The following is a 16,829-nucleotide window of genomic DNA, read 5'->3' as shown; positions in this document are numbered from 1 at the left end:
ATGTTGCCGGACCGCGCCTCCGGGTTCCCGGAACCAGGACCGCAGACACCCCTCCGGGCCGCCGGGGGTCCTGCCACCCTGCCGGCACCCCCCGCCTACGGGGAGCGTTCCATCGCCGAGGTCTTCAGCAGCGCCGCGGCCAGCCTGGGCGTTCCCGGCTTCGAGAACCGGTTGAACCTTCCCGCCGCCAAGCATGTTTGCGTTGTGCTGGCCGACGGCCTGGGCCGGCAACTGCTCAAGCAGAAGTCCGCGCACACGCCGTTCCTGCGCTCGGTGCTGCAGGCCGGCCAGGGCGACGTGCCGGTCTGGCTTGATTCCGCGTTCCCGTCCACCACGGCCGCGTCGCTGGCCAGCTTTGGCACCGGCCTGCCCGCCGGCCAGCACGGGATGGTGGGCTATGACGTCCTCGACCCGGACCAGGACCGGGTGGTCAACCTGCTTAACGGCTGGGATCCCGGCGTCGACCCGCAGCAATGGCAGCCGATGCCGACCGTATTCGAACGGGCCGCCGGGCACGTGGACGTCAGCACCGTCGGCCTGCCGCGGTTCAGCGATTCCGCGATGACCCGGGCCGCGCTCCGCGGCGGACGCTTCGTGGCCGGGACGACGGCGCACGCCCGGACGGCGGCCGCGGCGGAGGCCATGGCGGGGGCGGAGAGCTCGCTGATGTACTTCTATGTCCACGAACTGGACAAAGCCGGTCACCGCTACGGTTCGCAGGCCCCGCAGTGGGAACACCAGCTCGAGGAGCTCGACGCCACGGTGCGGCGGCTCGGTGCCTCCCTCCCCGCAGGCACCACGGTGCTGGTCACCGGGGACCACGGCATGGTGGACGTGCCGGAATCGCAGCGGATCGACTATTCCGCGGAGGCTGACCTGATCGCCGGGGTGCGGCACACAGCGGGGGAGCCGCGGATGGTCCACCTCTACCTTGAGGACGGAGCCGACGACGCCGGGCGGCTGCGCCTGCTGGCGGCCTGGCGGGCTCGCTTCGGCGACCGGATCTGGGCGTTCACCCGGGAGGAAGCGGTGGCCGCAGGGCTGTTCGGGGAGCTGCGGGGCCCGGTCGGGCCGCGGATTGGCGATGTGATGATCGCCGCCCGCGACGCGGTGGCCTTGTACGACACCCGACGCGTCCCGGCCCGGGCGCTTGAGGTGGTGGGCCAGCACGGCTCACTGACCAAAGCCGAACGTGAGGTCCCGTTACTGTGCTTCAAGGCCGAGGGGAAGGCCGGCGGAGCCAGGACCCGAAAAGCCGCCGGGCCGGCAAGCCGCCGCTGAGCCACCGCCCGTTGAGCCACCGCTGAGCCACCGCCCGTTGAGGGCAGGATTCCGGCCGCTTGGTTGAGGCTAGTTCCTGGGGAGCTAGTCCAAGCGAGGTTAGTCCGTGCGGGGTTAGTCCGTGCGGGTGCCGAACACAATCTCATCCCAGCTGGGCACACTGGAGCGCTTCGGCTTTGCGGGCTGTCGTTCGGGCGTTTCCAGCTCCCGCTCGCCGCGTGGGGTTTCGCCGCGGGCGGCATCTGCGCTGGGCGGATCGGTGCGTGACGGGCCAGCAAGTGACTGGTCAGTCCGGGAGTCGGACTGCCGCCGCGACGGTCCGCCGCCCAGCAGCTCGTCCAGGCCCGGGCTTGACGTCGGACCGGAGCGGACCGGGCGCAACTGCGACGCTGCGATGGTGATCTCGCGGGTTTCGGTGCTGACTCCGTCGTGCAGCTTCAACGCGTCGTCGTCGTCCTGGTGCCGCGGCGCCAGGCTCAGGCGCGCCAGCATGGAGGGCCGTGCATCCCGGCGTCGCGTCAATGAATCCGGCACCGCGTCCGGGCCGGGGACGGAGTGCGGTTCGGCCTTGGCAGCCGGTGCGTTTTCTTCCGCCGCCGCGGGTTCCGCGGAAGCCTCGTCGACGGCGTCGTCGTCGGTTGTCTCCGGCGGGGGCACCTCGGACGGCCGGGGGTGGGCGGCCGGCACGCCGTTGGTCAACAGCAGCGCGAGGGCATCGTCAGCGTCCTCGTCCACGCCGAGGCGCTGCCCGCGGCGGGAACGGAGCATGTCCAGCAGCCCGTCGGCGTCCTTTTCCTGCGGGCCGCCGAGGGACTGCACTCCGTACGGTTGGCCGCCGTTTAGCTGAACGATGCTGAGCTGCGCGGTGGCGGTTCGTGCCGCGGCCTCCGCGTCGGTTTCAAAATCAAAGGGGCGGTCGGAAACCGCGGAGAGCCGGCGGGGCGGGACGGGACCATCCATCGGCTCCAGTTCGCTGAGCTGTTGAGCCCAGCGGTTTGCGTTCTGCAACGATTTGCGTGCCGGGCTGAACGTCCACATGGCGGGCGGTTCTTCACCGATTGCTCCATGGGCGCCGGACTGCGCTTGGAACCGGGCCACCACGTTCCAGCTGCCGTCCGGGCGGCGCCACGAGTCCCACTCCACGGAGGACGGTTCGATCCCGTGGGCCTGGAGCCGGTGCGTGACCATGTCGTCCAGCGTCGCGGGATGGTCGCCGAAGAATGAGCGGTAGCTGTCGTGTCCAGCGGACGGTGACGCCACTTCGATTTTCCGGGCCTGCTGGGCGACGTATTCGCGTTCGGCCAGCACGGGCCCCTCGTAGCGCTGCACCTTGGCCAGCGGGATGCCGGACAGGCCGGCCACCTCCTCGGCGGTGGCACCGCTGCGGATCCTCGCCTGGATGTCGCGCGGGGACATGGAAATGGGCTCGGCGCCCACGCCGGGACCGGCCTTGGCCGGCGTCCGGCTGGCCGCCGCCCGAAGTGCCTCATCGATCGGCAGCTGGAACATCTCGCCGCCGGTGCCACTCAACAGGACATGCTCCCCGTCGTCGTGGACGCCTACAAGCCGTAGATCCTGCATACAAATCCTCCACCCTGGCATTACTAACAGTCGAAACTCTGCCACCGATGGGCTGCAATTCCGGTTAAGAGGGAGGGCGCGCCGTGATTTTCCGCGACTTTTCGCCCCCATTCGGGCCGGCCCGGGCCGGTATCCCCGGCGCCGGACCGCTGGCCTCTGGCGTTTCGGCGGGGAGTTAGGCAAAATTACCCGACGTCGGGCACAAAAAGCGCAGGTCCGGCGTTGACGTCGGTGAACCGGACCCGGACCGGGCCGCGGGGGTATCAGCCCCGCCGGTTCGGAGGCGGCGAACCAACCTAACGAGTGCGGAGTGTGAGCAACAACCAATGGCGACAGACTACGATGCGCCGCGCAAAACGGAAGAAGACCTCAACGAGGACTCCATCGAGGAACTGAAGTCGAGGCGTGCGGAGAAGCCCTCTGCAGTGGTTGATGTAGACGAAACCGACCTCGCTGAGGGCTACGAACTCCCGGGCGCGGACCTGTCCGGCGAGGAGCTGCTGGTCCGGGTTTTGCCCGCCCAGGCAGACGAATTTACCTGTGCCTCCTGTTTCCTCGTCCGCCACCGCTCGCAGATCGCCCGCGACACGGACGGCCTCAAGTACTGCACGGACTGCGAGGGCTGAACCGGAGTACGGCTAGCGCGACAGGGCCGCGACGAGCTCGTCCGGGTGACGGGTGGAGGCAAGCCAGTACGGTGTGCGGTCCGCGGGATCGGTGATCTCGATCCGGACCACCGGGTCGATCCAGCCGCGGATGCACATAAAGGCCAGGCCGTTGAGGCGGGGGCCGCGCTCCGCCGTCGCCTCGGCGCCGCGGAAGGCGCCGGCGACGCCTACGAAGCGGCGTTCAATCGTTGCCCGCCCGACCTGCACAGTTCCGGCCGTGACCGAGATGGAAGGGGTGGAGAGGATCAGGAGCGCTACCAGGATCACGAAGAGCACCACGGCTGCGGTGATGCCGGCGGCAATGCTGATCGGTGCGAACACCAGGATGCCGGCCCCGGCCAGCCCGGCAGCCACCAGCCAGATCCAGAAACTCGGCCAGAGCTTCTCGGCGAAGAGGACGGCGGCGTCGTCGGGGGTGCTGTTGGAGGCAGGCGTGGTTGCGCTGGATTCGGGCATGAGCCCAGCTTTCCACTTTTCCCGGGGTATTTCACCTTGGCCACCGGCTGGGGCAGCCGCGCATCCGCGGCGGCGGCCCGGTAGGCCGTTCTTCAGCGCGGGCGTTACAGTGGGGAACTGTGACTGAAGAATCTACTGCCCTGAACACCCTGCCGGCAGGGCCCGCAGCCAGCGGCGTCCCGGCTTACGGAGCCCCCACCCTGTCGGTGCAGCTGAAGATGCTCGACGACGGCCTGGAGCCGCCGTCGTATGCCCACCCTGGCGACGCCGGCGCGGACCTGCGCGCGCGCGAGGACGTCGTGCTCCGGCCGGGGGAGCGGCGGCTGGTGCCCACGGGCGTATCCATCGCTCTTCCGGACGGCTTTGTCGCCTTGATCCACCCGCGCTCCGGCCTGGCCACCAAGCACGGACTGACGGTGGTGAACGCTCCGGGCACCGTGGACGCCGGCTACCGCGGGGAGATTGCCGTGACACTGCTGAATACTGACCGTGACGAGGCGATTGAACTGCGGCGCGGCGATAGAATTGCACAAATGGTCATCCAGCGTGTGGAGTACGCGGAGTTCGTGCCCGTCCAGGAGCTTAGCGATTCGGTCCGCGGCGGCGGCGGTTTCGGCTCCACCGGCGGTTTTGGGACCGCCGGGGCCTGAATCCGGCTCGACAGGCTGAACTCCCGTGCGCCGGCCGAGGGCTTCGTACGGGATCACAACTAAGGAGAAAACCCGATGGTTTTTGGGCGTGGCAAAAAAGCCAAGCAGGAGCTGCTGACGGACACCGGCGCAGCCGGCGAGGCGGAAGCTGTTGAAACCGGCGAAGCCGGCGAGGCTGAAGCTGTTGAAACCGGCGCAGCCGGCGAGGCGTCGGACCATGCTGTCCGCGGCGCCGGTCCCTACGACGTCTCGGAGATCGATGACCAGGACGGCTACGTGGACCTCGGCGCCCTGCTGATCTCACCGCGGGAAGGGTTACAGCTCCGGCTCGAGGTCGAGGAGGCTACCCAGCGGGTCGTGGGGGTCACCCTGGACCTGGACGGGTCCAGCCTGCAGCTTCAGGCCTTCGCCGCGCCCCGCTCCGAGGGCCTCTGGGAAGAAATCCGCGAGCAGATCGGCCAGTCCGTGGGCAGCCAGGGCGGACAGGTGAATGAGATCGAGGGCCACTTCGGCATCGAACTGGTGGCCAAGCTGCCCGCCGGTGACGGTAGCGAGGGGTATCGGGTGGCCCGGTTCATCGGCGTCGACGGCCCCCGTTGGTTCCTCCGCGGTGTTCTGGGCGGGGAGGCTGCGCTGGACCGGACGGCCGCCGCCGGTCTTGAGGAGCTGTTCCGGCAGATCGTCGTGGTGCGGGGCGAGAACCCGATGCCGCCGCGCGACCTGTTGCAGCTCCGCCTTCCCCGGGACTCGGGCGCCGCGGTGCCGCAGGATGCCCCGGAGTTCGAGCAGCCCGAGCGCGGACCGGAGATCACCCAGATTGGTTGATGCCCCGGGTACGGAGCCCGCCGCCGCCGTGCCGGTGCGAGGCTTACCGGAGCGCGGACGGGTATTCTGCCGCGGCTTCATTGAGTCCGTGACCTATGCCCCGGCCGCCGAGGTTGCCGCCTTTACGGCGATCGTCACCGACCATGACTCCCCGTCGCCCAAGGACCGTCCGGCACCGGCCAGCCATGCGGCCCAGCCGCCCGCCCGGCGTCAGCGTGGTCCCGTGGCCGCCGACCGGCTCCGTGTGATCTGGCTGGGGAGGCGCCGCATCCCCGGGGTCAGGGCGGGCCTGGAGCTCCGGCTTGAGGGCATGGTCACGGTCCGCGACGGGTTGCCCACGATGTTCAATCCGCGCTACGAAATACTGTCCCGCCAGGAGGAGCAATGAGCACACCCGAACGCCCCCAGTCGGGAAGTGATCTGCCTGGCACTCCCCAGCCGGCAACCGGGCCGGACCACACCGGATCTGGCAGAGCCGGGTCCGAGGGACCCGCGCAGCCCACCGTCGCGCAATTCGCCGAGAGCTACGCGGCCAAGGCCGGCCTGCACCGCTCCGACAACGGCAACATCGATGTACTCAAGAGCGCCGGCGGCGTTCAAGGCATCGCTGAAAGCATCCTTCCAGGGCTGGTCTTCCTGATCGCCTTCACCGTGACCCGCGAACTGCCGGCGGCCCTTGTCTCCGCGCTGGTCGTGGCCGCGGGATTCACTCTCGCGCGGCTGGTCCAGCGCAAGCCGCTGACGCAGGCGCTGGCCGGCATTGTCGGCGTCGGGCTCTCAGCGTGGCTGGCGAACTCAACCGGCAAGGCGGAGGACTTCTACGTGCTGGGGTTCTTTACCAACATCGGTTACATCCTCGCGATGACCATCTCGATCGCGGTGCGCTGGCCCGTCGCCGGGCTCCTCTTCGGTTTCATCCGGAACGAGGGCCTGGACTGGCGCAAGCACCCGGCGCGGGTCAAGGCGTACCGGATCGGCACCTGGGTGATCGTCTCGGTCTTGGCACTGCGCCTGCTTGTCCAGGTCCCGCTGTACCTGATGGGGGAGCCGGGCCTTGCTGGCCTGGCAACCACCCGGCTGATCATGGGAGCGCCGCTGTACATCCTGGGGATGTGGGTGGCCTGGCTGCTTACCCGTCCCGCGCCGGCCCCGGTCGGCGGTCCGGCCTAACCCGCCTGACTCGCAGCAGGGGCCGTTTTCAGCCCTCAAAACGGCCCCTGCTGCGAGTCAGTCGAATCGGTCCGCCTAACCGTCGAAGCCGTCGTCGCCGGAGGGCTGGGCCTCGCGGCTGTGCTGGTCCTCGGGCGCCGAGAGCACGGCGCGCAGACCGTCCTCGGCGACGATCGTGGTGACGAAGAACAACTCGTCGCCGCCGTCGATCACGTCATCCCGGCTCGGCGTGATCGGTGCCTGGTCGCGCAGGATCGCCACCAGGCTCGCGTCCTCCGGCCAGTCGATGTCGCCCACGGTCAGGCCGATCACATGCGAATCGTGCGGCACCGTGAATTCCACCAGCGAGGACACCCCGGTCTGCAGGGTCAGCAGCCGGACAAGGTCGCCGATCTCCACCGCTTCCTCCACCAGGGCCGTCATCAGCTGAGGGGTGTTGACCGCGACGTCGACGCCCCAGGAATCGTCAAACATCCAGTCGTTCTTCGGGTTGTTGACCCGGCCGACGGTCCGGCCGACGCCGAATTCGGTCTTGGCCAGCAGCGATACCACCAGGTTCACCTTGTCATCGCCGGTCGCGGAGACCACGACGTCGGCGTCCTCCAGCCGGGCGTCCTTGAGGGTGCTCAGTTCGCAGGCATCGCCGACCAGCCAGTGCGCCCCGCGCAGCCCGCTGCGGCCGATCACCTCGGGCTTGAGGTCGATCAGCAGGATCTCGTGTTTGTGGGACAGCAATTCGCGGGCGATCGAGGAACCGACGCTGCCCGCCCCGACGATGACGACTTTCACTAGGACTCCTTGGCGGGGGATTTGGCGAGAATGTGGGCAACCTCGGACGTGCGGTCCACGCCCAGCATGGCGTGGACCGTGTCGCCGTCCTGGTACAGGGTTCCGGGCCCGGGGAGGATGCCCTCGCCGAAGCGGGTGAGGTAGGCGACGCGGATGCCGGCGGCCTTTTCGATCGCGGTCAGCGGGTGGCCGATCCAGCCGGTGTCGACCTCCACCTCGGCCAGCAGCAGTCGGCCGGAGGGGTCGCGGAAATCGCCGGAGAGGTGCTGCTCCGGCAGAATTCTGCGCAGCACCTGGTCCGCGCTCCAGCGCACCGCCGCGACCGTGGGGATACCCAGCCGCTGGTAGATCTCCGCGCGGCCCGGATCGTAAATCCGTGCCACGACATGCGGGACGTGGAACGTCTCGCGGGCCACCCGGGTGGCCAGGATGTTCGAGTTGTCACCGCTGGAGACGGCGGCGAAGGCGTAGGCCTCCTCAACCCCGGCCTGCTTCAGCGTTTCCCGGTCGAAGCCGACGCCGGTGACCTTGCGGCCGGAGAATCCGGTCCGGAGCCGCCGGAAAGCACGGTCGTCCTGGTCGATGATCGCGACCGAATGGCCGGCGTCCTCGAGTGTGTGCGCCAGGGTTGCCCCGACACGGCCACAACCCATGATCACGAAGTGCGCCACCCGTGCCTCCTCTAGCTTCTGTGTGTCTGTTGCTGGGTCAACAATACCGGCCGGCGGCGTCCCGGAGCCGGTCCGACGGCGGTGCGGCCCGCCGCCTGTTCGGGCCGCCGTCCGGCGGGAGTCGGATTTCGCCGTCATGACATCGCGTCCGAATCAGACTAGCTTTGTCTGGTGCTGACAATTTTCAATGCCGTGAAGCGGGTGCTGGTAGGCAGGCCCTTCCGGAACGACCGTCTGGCCCACACCCTGCTGCCCAAGCGCATCGCGCTGCCGATCTTCGCCTCCGATGCGCTCTCCTCGGTGGCCTACGCACCGGATGAAATCCTGCTCACCCTGGCCCTGGCCGGCGTCAGCGCCGTGGCCTTCTCGCCGTGGGTGGGGCTCGCCGTCATGGTGGTGCTGCTGACCGTCGTGGCGTCCTACCGCCAGAACGTCCACGCCTACCCCTCCGGCGGCGGGGATTACGAGATCGCCAACGTAAACCTGGGCAAGTACGCGGGCCTGACCGTCGCGGCGGCGCTCCTCGTGGACTATGTGCTCACCGTCGCGGTGTCGATGTCCTCGGCCGCCGCCTACCTCACCACCGCCGTCCCTTCGCTGCACGGCCAGCAAGCCGCGATCGCCACGATAGGCGTCGTCCTCCTGGCCCTGGTGAACCTGCGCGGCATCCGCGAAGCCGGCAGCGTCTTCGCCGTGCCGACCTACATCTTCATGTTCTCGATCCTCGGCATGACCGCCGTCGGCATCTTCCAGGCCGCCACCGGCCAGCTCGGCCAGGCGGCGTCGTCCGAGTTCCAGATCATCCCGGCGCCGGGCTTCGACGAGGGACTGGTGGGGCTGACCGGCGCGTTCCTGCTGCTGCGGGCGTTCTCCTCCGGCGCCGCCGCGCTGACCGGCGTGGAGGCCATCAGCAACGGCGTCCCGAACTTCCAGAAGCCCAAGAGCAAGAACGCCGCGACCACGCTGCTGCTGCTCGGCGTGATCGCAGCCTCCATGCTGGCCGGCATCATTTACCTCGCCAACGCCACCAAGGTACACATCGTGCTGGACCCGGCGAAGGAGTTCCTGCTCAACGGCCAGCCGGTGGACGAGGGCTACATCCAGAACCCGGCCATCAGCCAGATCGCGGAGACCGTCTTCGGTGCCGGTTCCATCCCGTTCTACGTCGTGGTGGCCGCCACCGGGGTCATCCTGGTGTTCGCCTCGAACACAGCCTTCAACGGCTTCCCCGTGCTCGGCTCGATCCTCGCCCAGGACGGCTACCTGCCGCGCCAGCTCCGCACCCGCGGCGACCGGCTCGCCTTCAGCAACGGTGTCCTGGCTCTGGCCGCCGGCGCACTGGTGCTGATCATCGCATTCAACGCCGACGTCACCAAGCTCATCCAGCTCTACATTGTGGGTGTCTTCATCTCCTTCACCCTGAGCCAGCTCGGCATGATCCGGCACTGGGGCCGCGAGCTTAAACTCGCCAAGGACCCGGCCACCAAGCTGCGGATGATCAAGTCGCGCACCATCAACTCGATCGGCTTCGGCATGACCGGCCTGGTCCTGGTGATCGTGCTCATCACCAAGTTCGAGCAGGGCGCCTGGATCGCGCTGCTGGCAATGTTCGTGCTCTTCCTGATCATGTGGAGCATCCGGGCGCACTACGACAACGTGGCCAAGGAACTCGCGGTGGACGAGGACTCTTCGCCACGGGCGCTGCCCACCCGCGTCCACGCCGTGCTGCTCGTCTCGCATGTCCGCAAACCGGTGCTCCGGGCGCTGGCCTACGCCCGGGCCTCGCGGCCCTCCCGGCTGGACGCCATCACGGTGGACATCAGCGCCGAGGAGACCGAACAGACGTTGGCGGACTGGGAGAAACTGGATATCCCGGTGCCGTTGACGGTGCTGGCCAGCCCGTTCCGTGAGACGGTCACACCGATCATGGAGTACATCAAAAACATGCGTCGCGATTCGCCCCGCGACCTGATCGTGGTCTATATCCCGGAATATGTCGTCGGGAAATGGTGGGAGCAGCTGGTGCATAACCAGACGGCGCTGCGGATCAAGACCCGGCTTCACTTCGAGCCCGGCGTCATGGTGGCCAGTGTGCCGTGGCAGCTCAAATCGTCCGAAGAATCGAAAAACCTGCAGGATATCCAGTGAACACCGTCAGCACCGACCCGGCCCGTACCGAGCTCGTCGTCGACGTCGGCCCCGTCGCGCACGGCGGCCACTGCGTGGCCCGGCACGAGGGCCGCGTGATCTTCGTCCGGCACGGTATCCCGGGCGAAAAGGTCCGGATTCGGCTCACCGACGACGGCGGGTCCGCCAAGTTCTGGCGCGCCGACGTCGTCGAGGTGCTGGAGCCCTCCCCGGACCGGGTGGATCACTTCTGGCACGCTGCCGACGCGCAGCGCTCCTGGTCCCACGGCCACCCGCCGGTCGGCGGCGCTGAGCTGGGCCACATCTCGCTTCGACGCCAGCGCAGCCTCAAAGCCGAGGTCCTGGCCGAACAGCTGCGCCGGCTGGCCGGCGTCGAGCTCCCGGCGGCGGGGGAGTCGATAGTCGAGGCCGTGGGAGAGGCTGCGGCCCCCGCCGGGACTGCCACCGGCCTGGCCTGGCGGACCCGCGCCGGGTTCGCCGTTACGCCCGGCGGCAAGCTCGGCATGCACGCGCACCGCAGCGATGAGGTGTTTCCGGTCCGCGAGATGCCGCTGGCCGTTGAGGGCATCAATTCGCTGCGACTCTGGGACCTCGACCTGCAAGGCATCGAGCGGGTCGAGGTCGCGGCGCCCGGAAACGGTTCGCGGCCGCTGGTGCTCCTGGTGCCGGCAGCCGGGGCCCGGTCCAAGCGGCTCAGCGCCGCCCTGGCCCAGTTGCCGGACGACGTTTCGGTGGCCCGCGTGGACCCGGGCACGGGGGCGGTCACGCAGCTCCGCGGCCGCACCTGGGTGCAGGAAACCGCGGCGGGCCACGATTATCGGGTCACCGGGGACGGGTTCTGGCAAATCCACCGCGACGCCCCGGAGACCCTCGCGGCGGCGGTGACCGGCTTCCTGCACGACGGCGGCTACCTGGGCGCAGGGTCTGTGGTGGCTGACCTTTACGCCGGCGCCGGGCTTTTCACCGCGCCTCTCGCCGACGCCGTCGGCGTCACCGGCTCCGTACTGTCCGTGGAGGGCGCCCAGGGCACCAGCCGGGATGCCCGCAAGAACCTGCACGGCGCGTCCCAGGTCGAAATCGTCCAGGGCAAAGTTGAGCGGGTGCTGCGGCAGACGCCACGCAATTTTGATGCCCTGATCCTGGACCCGCCACGGGCCGGCGCCGGCAAGGCGGTGGTCAACCAGCTGGTTGCGGCGGGTCCCCGGGCGATCGCCTACGTCTCCTGCGATCCGGCGTCCTTCGCGCGGGACGTGGGCTACTTCCAGCAGGCCGGCTGGGGACTCGCGGGGCTGCGCGCCTTCGACCTCTACCCGCATACCCACCACATGGAAACTGTGGCGTTACTGACTCCGCAGCGCTGATGCCACTACTATGGCGGTAGTAGTCCGTCGTCGCGCCGGCGTCCCTTTTCCATGGCGGCTGTTGAGTCATCAGGGCAGTGCCCTGTGGTTTCAAGAGTTGTGTTCAAGTGTTTCGCCTTAGTTAGGCTTGCCTAACTAGCAAGGGGTCTGCGGCGCGGCAAAGATGAAACTGTTGCGAGAGGAGTCCTGCGATGAGCATTGTGGACAGCTTCGGTTCAAAAGGCAAACTTAATGTAGCCGGTACCGAATACGAAATTTTCCGGTTGAACTCCGTTGAAGGTGCAGAAAACCTTCCGTTCAGCCTCAAGGTATTGCTTGAAAACCTGTTGAGGACCGAGGACGGCGCGAACATCACGGCCGACCATGTCCGTGCACTGGCCGGTTGGGATCCCAACGCCCAGCCCGACACTGAAATCCAGTTCACGCCGGCGCGCGTGATCATGCAGGACTTCACTGGCGTGCCCTGCGTTGTGGACCTTGCCACCATGCGGGAGGCCGTGAAGGAACTCGGCGGTGACCCCAAGCGGGTTAATCCGCTGGCGCCGGCGGAAATGGTCATCGACCACTCCGTGCAGATCGACGTCTTCGGTAACTCCGGCGCACTGGAGCGCAACATGGAGATCGAGTACCAGCGCAACGGTGAGCGCTACCAGTTCCTCCGCTGGGGCCAGACCGCGTTCGATGACTTCAAGGTCGTCCCGCCGGGTACCGGCATCGTGCACCAGGTCAACATCGAGTACCTGGCCCGCACGGTGATGACCCGTGAGATTGACGGGGTGCTCCGCGCCTACCCGGACACCTGCGTCGGCACCGACTCGCACACCACCATGGTCAACGGCATGGGCGTGCTCGGCTGGGGCGTCGGCGGCATCGAGGCCGAAGCTGCCATGCTCGGCCAGCCCGTCTCCATGCTGATTCCGCGCGTCGTGGGCTTCAAGCTGACCGGGTCCATCCCGGCCGGCGCCACCGCCACCGACGTGGTGCTGACCATCACCGAACAGCTGCGCCAGCACGGCGTGGTCGGCAAGTTCGTGGAGTTTTACGGCGAAGGCGTCGCGGCCGTTCCGCTGGCCAACCGCGCCACCATCGGCAACATGAGCCCGGAGTTCGGCTCCACCGCCGCGATGTTCCCGATCGACGACGTCACCCTCGACTACCTGCGCCTCACCGGCCGGTCCGAGGAAAACGTCGCCCTCGTGGAGGCGTACGCGAAGGAACAGGGCCTCTGGCACAACCCCTCCCGCGAGATCAAGTTCTCCGAGTACCTTGAGCTGGACCTGTCCACGGTGGTCCCGTCGATCTCCGGCCCGAAGCGCCCGCAGGACCGCATCATCCTCACCGAGTCCAAGGCCCAGTTCCGTGAGGACCTGCGCAACTACGTGAAGGAAGACCTCGCCGACGGCAGCCTGGACGAAGCGATCGACGAAAGCTTCCCGGCGTCCGACTCGCCGTCGTTCACGGCCTCCTCGACGCACCTCACGGAGCAGGCGCCGCACGCACACGGACCGCACTCCAACGGACGCCCGTCCAAGACCGTGGCGGTCAAGACCGCCGACGGCCGGGAGTTCGAGCTGGACCACGGCGCGGTGTCGATCGCCTCGATCACGTCCTGCACCAACACGTCCAACCCGTCCGTGATGCTGGCTGCCGCACTCCTGGCCCGCAATGCCGTCGACAAGGGCCTGACCTCGAAGCCCTGGGTCAAGACCTCCGTGGCCCCCGGCTCCAAGGTCGTCACCGATTACTACAACAAGTCGGGTTTGACCCCTTACCTGGAGAAGCTCGGCTTCTACATCGTCGGCTACGGCTGCGCGACCTGCATCGGCAACTCCGGCCCGCTGGACGCGGAGATCTCCGAGGCCATCCAGGCCAACGACCTTTCAGTCACGGCCGTGCTGTCCGGCAACCGTAACTTCGAAGGCCGGATCAACCCGGACGTCAAGATGAACTACCTGGCCTCCCCGCCGCTGGTCATCGCGTACGCCCTGGCCGGCACCATGGACTTCGACTTCGAGAACGACGCCCTGGGCCAGGACGAGGCCGGCAACGACATCTTCCTGAAGGACATCTGGCCGAATCCGGTCGAGGTCCAGCAGGTCATCGATTCCTCGATCGACAAGGAAATGTTCGCCCGCGGCTACGAGGGTGTCTTCGAGGGCGACGACCGCTGGAAGGCTCTGTCCACCCCGGCCGGCGACACCTTCGCCTGGGACGAGAAGTCCACCTATGTCCGGAAGCCCCCGTACTTCGAGGGCATGCAGGCGACACCGGAGCCCGTCCAGGACATCACCGGCGCCCGTGTGCTGCTCAAGCTCGGCGACTCCGTTACCACGGACCACATCTCCCCGGCCGGTTCCTTCAAGTCGGACACCCCGGCCGGGCAGTATCTGCTGGCCAACGGGGTGGAGCGCAAGGACTTCAACTCCTACGGCTCACGCCGCGGCAACCACGAAGTCATGATCCGCGGCACCTTCGCGAACATCCGGATCAAGAACCAGCTTCTCGACGGCGTTGAGGGCGGCTTTACCCGCGACTTCACCCAGGCCGACGGCCCGCAGGCCTACGTCTACGACGCCGCGCAGAACTACCAGACCGCCGGCACCCCGCTGGTGGTCCTGGCCGGCAAGGAGTACGGCTCCGGCTCGTCCCGTGACTGGGCCGCCAAGGGCACCGCACTGCTGGGTGTCAAGGCTGTCATCGCCGAAAGCTACGAGCGCATCCACCGCTCCAACCTGATCGGCATGGGCGTCCTGCCGCTGCAGTTTCCGGCCGGCGAGAACGCCGCCGGCCTGGGCCTGACCGGCACGGAAACCTTCGCCGTTGAAGGCGTCACCGCCCTCAACGACGGCACCACGCCGAAGACCCTCAAGGTCACCGCGACGGCCGAAGACGGCTCCACCAGGTCCTTCGATGCGGTCCTGCGCATCGATACCCCGGGCGAAGCCGACTACTACCGCAACGGCGGCATCCTGCAGTACGTACTCCGCCAGATCTCCGCCCACTAGCGGTAGCTGAGCAGTACAGCAGGTCAGCAGTACAGCAACTGAGCAGTACAGCAACTGAGCAGTACAGCAGCTGAGCAGTACAGCAGCTGAGCAGTACGGCGCGAAAGCCCCGGCCCGTTCCGACGGACCGGGGCTTTCGCGTCCCCGGCGCCTCCCCGACAGGTGCCCGGCACCCGGTCCCGCTGCGAGGCGTTAGAGTTAAACGGCATGTCTACCACCCGAAGGAGGGGCCGTTGGGAATCTTGGAGACCATCCGGAGTCCGCAGGACCTGAGTAAGTTGTCCCAGGCGCAGCTGGATCAGCTGGCAGCCGAGGTCAGGGAATTCCTGATCGGCAACGTCTCCCAGACGGGAGGACACCTCGGGCCGAACCTCGGCGTCGTTGAACTCACCATCGCGCTGCACCGGATTTTTGATTCCCCCCGCGACAGCATTGTCTTTGACACCGGCCACCAGTCCTATGTGCATAAGCTCCTCACCGGGCGCCAGGACTTCAGCACCCTGCGCCAGCAGGGCGGCCTGTCGGGCTATCCGGACAGGGGGGAATCCGCCCACGACATCGTCGAGAGTTCGCACGCCTCCTCCTCGCTGTCCTGGGCCGACGGCATCTCCCGCGCCCGCCGGCTGACCGGTGACGGGGACCGCTACGTGATCGCCGTCGTCGGCGACGGCGCCCTGACCGGCGGCATGGCCTGGGAGGCCATCAACAACATCGCGTCAGATAAGAAGCGCCGCGTCGTGATCGTGGTGAACGACAACGGCCGCTCGTACGCGCCCACCGTCGGCGGCTTCGCCGACTACCTCGCGTCGCTGCGCCCCACCATCGATTCGCTCCGCGCCGCGCCCGCCTACGAACGTGCCCTGGACTGGTGGAAGAAGCGGCTGCAGAGCGGCGGGCCGGCCGGCCAGTTCACCTACAAGAGCCTGCATGCCATGAAGAAGGGCATTAAGGACTGGTGGGCGCCACAGGGCATGTTCGAGGACCTGGGCATGAAGTACATCGGGCCGGTGAACGGCCACGACCTGCAGGCCATGGAAAACGCCCTGTCCACGGCGAAAAACTACGCCGGCCCGGTGATCGTCCATGCCATCACCGAGAAAGGCCACGGCTACGCGCCGGCCCGGGCCAACGAGGCGGACCAGTTCCACGCCGTGGGCATCATCGACCCGGAAACCGGTGAGCCCACCGAGGGAGGCGGCGCGAAGTCCTGGACCTCGGTTTTCGCCGACGAGATCGCTGAGATCGCCGACGAACGCGAGGACATCGTCGGTATCACCGGCGCCATGCTGATCCCTGTGGGGCTGCACAAATTCGCCGCCCGCCACCCGGAACGGGTGTTCGACGTCGGCATCGCCGAGCAGCACGCCCTCACCTCTGCGGCCGGCATGGCCTTCGGGGGACTGCACCCGGTGGTTGCCGTCTACGCGACCTTCCTGAACCGCGCCTTCGACCAGCTGCTGATGGACGTAGCGCTGCACAAGGCCGGCGTCACGGTGGCGCTGGACCGGGCCGGGGTCACCGGGCCCGACGGCCCCAGCCACCACGGCATGTGGGACATGGCGATGGTCCAGATCGTTCCCGGCCTGCACCTGGCCGCGCCGCGCGACGCCAGCCGGCTGCGCGAGGAACTGCGTGAGGCCGTCGCCGTCGACGACGCACCCACCATCATCCGCTACTCCAAGGGCACCGTCGGCGCCGAAGTCGAAGCCGTTGAACGGCTCAGCGACGGCGTCGACGTGCTGGCGCGCCGCCCGGCCGGATCGAGCGACAACGACGTGTTGATCGTCAGCGTCGGCGCGATGTCCGAACTCGCGCTGGACGTCTCGAACCGGCTCGGCGCCCAGGGCATCAGCTCCACGGTGGTGGATCCGCGCTGGGTCCTCCCGGTCCCCAACTCCGTGATCGCCCTGGCCTCGCACCACCGCCTCGTTATCTGCATCGAGGACGGCGTGCGGGCCGGCGGTGTCGGGTCCCGGATCCGTCAGGAAATGCGGGCCGCCGGGGTTGACACAGCGCTCAACGAGGTGGGACTCCCGGTGGAGTTCCTGGGCCACGGGAGCCGCAGCCAGGTGCTGGAGCGGGTCGGACTGACCGCCCAGCAGATCACGCACGACGTCGTCGCGCAGGTCCTGGGGACCAAGGTGCCGTTCGCGCGGCCGCTGCCCGGACAGCAACACCCCAGCACCGGCAGCCTGCCGATCCTGTGACCGATTACGAGAGGACA

The 16,829-nt window shown here is 68.0% G+C and carries 14 protein-coding genes; 10 read left to right on the top strand and 4 right to left on the bottom strand.

The features are described from left to right. Positions 1-1,281 (top strand): alkaline phosphatase family protein, encoded by a 1,281-nt coding sequence (locus tag ABIB14_RS11085; RefSeq protein WP_354235925.1) that lies wholly within the window; start codon positions 1-3, stop codon positions 1,279-1,281. Between the two features lie 114 nt (positions 1,282-1,395). On the opposite strand, the gene sepH is transcribed toward ABIB14_RS11085, so the two are convergent. Beyond that, positions 1,396-2,862, bottom strand: coding sequence for a septation protein SepH (gene sepH, locus ABIB14_RS11080; protein ID WP_354235924.1), 1,467 nt, complete (start codon positions 2,860-2,862; stop codon positions 1,396-1,398). Between the two features lie 326 nt (positions 2,863-3,188). On the opposite strand from sepH, the gene ABIB14_RS11075 reads away from it, so the two are divergent. Next, entirely contained in the window at positions 3,189-3,488 is a 300-nt protein-coding gene (locus tag ABIB14_RS11075; RefSeq protein ID WP_354235923.1) for a DUF4193 domain-containing protein, read from the top strand. A 12-nt stretch (positions 3,489-3,500) separates the two neighbouring features. On the opposite strand, the gene ABIB14_RS11070 is transcribed toward ABIB14_RS11075, so the two are convergent. Then, entirely contained in the window at positions 3,501-3,986 is a 486-nt protein-coding gene (locus ABIB14_RS11070) for a DUF3093 domain-containing protein (RefSeq protein WP_354235922.1), read from the bottom strand. Positions 3,987-4,105: 119 nt separating this feature from the next. On the opposite strand from ABIB14_RS11070, the gene dut reads away from it, so the two are divergent. From dut to ABIB14_RS11050, 4 genes are all read left to right on the top strand, one after another. Next, the gene (gene dut, locus ABIB14_RS11065; protein WP_354235921.1) at positions 4,106-4,636 is read left to right on the top strand and encodes a dUTP diphosphatase; all 531 of its coding nucleotides are present in this window, start codon (positions 4,106-4,108) and stop codon (positions 4,634-4,636) included. A 75-nt stretch (positions 4,637-4,711) separates the two neighbouring features. Then, complete coding sequence (locus ABIB14_RS11060) at positions 4,712-5,461, top strand: DUF3710 domain-containing protein (RefSeq protein ID WP_354235920.1); 750 nt, start codon at positions 4,712-4,714, stop codon at positions 5,459-5,461. Between the two features lie 88 nt (positions 5,462-5,549). Continuing rightward, positions 5,550-5,849, top strand: coding sequence for a single stranded DNA-binding domain-containing protein (locus ABIB14_RS11055; RefSeq protein ID WP_354235919.1), 300 nt, complete (start codon positions 5,550-5,552; stop codon positions 5,847-5,849). Beyond that, positions 5,846-6,631, top strand: coding sequence for a DUF3159 domain-containing protein (locus tag ABIB14_RS11050; RefSeq protein ID WP_354235918.1), 786 nt, complete (start codon positions 5,846-5,848; stop codon positions 6,629-6,631). The genes ABIB14_RS11055 and ABIB14_RS11050 overlap by 4 nt, the downstream gene beginning before the upstream one ends. 75 nt (positions 6,632-6,706) lie before the next feature. Here ABIB14_RS11050 and ABIB14_RS11045 read toward each other — a convergent pair whose 3' ends face one another. Continuing rightward, positions 6,707-7,420 (bottom strand): potassium channel family protein, encoded by a 714-nt coding sequence (locus tag ABIB14_RS11045; protein ID WP_354235917.1) that lies wholly within the window; start codon positions 7,418-7,420, stop codon positions 6,707-6,709. Next, on the bottom strand, positions 7,420-8,091 hold the full coding sequence (locus ABIB14_RS11040) for a potassium channel family protein (RefSeq protein WP_354235916.1): 672 nt from the start codon (positions 8,089-8,091) through the stop codon (positions 7,420-7,422). Before ABIB14_RS11040 ends, ABIB14_RS11045 begins: the two co-directional genes overlap by 1 nt. A gap of 171 nt (positions 8,092-8,262) precedes the next feature. Between ABIB14_RS11040 and ABIB14_RS11035 the strand changes: the two genes are divergently transcribed. The 4 genes from ABIB14_RS11035 (at position 8,263) to dxs (ending at position 16,812) form a co-directional block, all read left to right on the top strand. Continuing rightward, positions 8,263-10,239, top strand: a complete 1,977-nt coding sequence (locus ABIB14_RS11035) for an APC family permease (RefSeq protein ID WP_354235915.1) — start codon at positions 8,263-8,265, stop codon at positions 10,237-10,239. Next, positions 10,236-11,600: a class I SAM-dependent RNA methyltransferase gene (locus tag ABIB14_RS11030; RefSeq protein WP_354235914.1), complete on the top strand. Its 1,365-nt coding sequence runs from the start codon at positions 10,236-10,238 to the stop codon at positions 11,598-11,600. Before ABIB14_RS11035 ends, ABIB14_RS11030 begins: the two co-directional genes overlap by 4 nt. 191 nt (positions 11,601-11,791) lie before the next feature. Then, positions 11,792-14,605 carry an aconitate hydratase gene (locus tag ABIB14_RS11025; protein WP_354235913.1) on the top strand — a complete coding sequence of 938 codons (2,814 nt, stop codon included), beginning with the start codon at positions 11,792-11,794 and terminating at the stop codon, positions 14,603-14,605. A 233-nt stretch (positions 14,606-14,838) separates the two neighbouring features. Next, the gene (dxs, locus tag ABIB14_RS11020; protein WP_354235912.1) at positions 14,839-16,812 is read left to right on the top strand and encodes a 1-deoxy-D-xylulose-5-phosphate synthase; all 1,974 of its coding nucleotides are present in this window, start codon (positions 14,839-14,841) and stop codon (positions 16,810-16,812) included. Positions 16,813-16,829 lie beyond the last annotated feature (17 nt).

It is taken from the genome of Arthrobacter sp. UYEF3 (genome assembly GCF_040546245.1).
Taxonomy (GTDB): Bacteria; Actinomycetota; Actinomycetes; order Actinomycetales; family Micrococcaceae; genus Arthrobacter.
The sequence above is the reverse complement of the archived record's forward strand: the minus strand, read 5'-3'. Positions and strand labels throughout refer to the sequence as shown.